1 protein-coding gene is annotated in these 1379 nt (G+C 55.3%); it reads right to left on the bottom strand.

All coding sequences use genetic code 11. The annotated features are described in order from the left end of the window. Positions 1–1379 (bottom strand): Ig-like domain-containing protein (locus tag TH25_RS25200; protein WP_181847844.1); only part of this gene is annotated, 1379 nt, incomplete at both ends.

The raw sequence follows: 1379 nt of genomic DNA, 5'->3' as shown, positions 1-1379 counted from the left end.
GCATCCGCATACGCCCCTGGCACATCGAGATACTGGGCATCGGCGAGCGTCTCTCCGGTCACACCGGCATCAACATGAATACGATAAAGGTCATTCTTACCCGACGCATTCTCGTTGCTGTAATACAGATACACGCCCCCGTCCGAAGCTGGCTCAAGACGGATATTCTGTTCCGATCCATAGGCGAGATCGCCAAAGTCAACCTCCCCATGCACCGGATTGCCCGCAGCGTCATAACGCTGACCATAAATCCGGGTAAAGCCCCCGCGCTCACCCCGCGTAAACGCCACAAACATGCCGCCATCTGCAAGGGCCACGATATCCGAGAAGGTAACAATCTGAGCCACCATGTTCCCAGCGTCGATATCAACCGTCGCATCCAGCGTCACAGCATTGTTTGCATCAATGTTATAGACCTGAAGTCTCGCCGTCCCGATGGCAACCGCAACACGTCCGTCGGCAAGCAGCATCGCGCTTGGCTTGAACTGCTGATATCGGCCTTCTCCCTCCAACGCAACAATACTGTCGCCAAGCTTGACACCACGAGAACTCAATACCTGAAGCGTAGTCGTATATGTCCCGCCATACTGGCTCATCGAGAAGACAGCAAGACGGCCATCGGCTAGTTCAACACCATTGACCTGTGTCTCTGTACTTCTATCATCACCACTGATCTCGAAGCGCTCGCCAAGCGCCTCCCCGGTGGCGGAATAACGCCGACCATAGGTATCATAATCTGTTCGACCAGCCGGTCGCTCCGAGAACAGCAAAACAAAACCGCCATCCTGAAGACCGATGATCTCCGGCGAGTTCTGCCAGGTGCCTTCAACCGTCACCATCTGGTGCCGGCCTATCATGTTCCCCGACGCGTTATACACCACAAAACCGGTCCGTGAAGGGGAATAGGCCGATGTCGTCTCCATAACGACAAAACCGCCACCGGCAAGACCCTCAACCTTCAATTCCGTAACATGGTTTGTTAAACCCGACAGTCCAGAACGACTGCGTTGCGTCGTTCCGTCCGCACGCGTAATCATCAGATAGACAAAATCGCTCTCGTGCCAAACCGTCACATGGCCACCATTGTCCAACTGGGCTGCATCCCACATGTCCGGCTCGGCAAGTGTCCCCCACTCTTTGCTGATCAGGTGGCTTTCATCAAGCGTCGCCCTGACATCCAGTGTCACCGTCGCCGTGCTGCTATTGCCGTTACCATCCTGTGCCGTATAGCTGAACACCGCGGGCCCGTAATAATCCGCAACCGGGGTAAAGACCACATTCCCATCACCATCAAGCGACACCGTCCCGTAGTCACTATTCTGAACCGAACTGATGCTCACCGCACCGTCATCATTCGCCAGAAGATCCGACGCCAGAAG

It is taken from the genome of Thalassospira profundimaris (assembly GCF_003326755.1).
Classification (GTDB): domain Bacteria; phylum Pseudomonadota; class Alphaproteobacteria; order Rhodospirillales; family Thalassospiraceae; genus Thalassospira; species Thalassospira profundimaris_B.
Note: the sequence above shows the minus strand (reverse complement) of the source record. Positions and strands in the feature narration are given on the sequence as shown.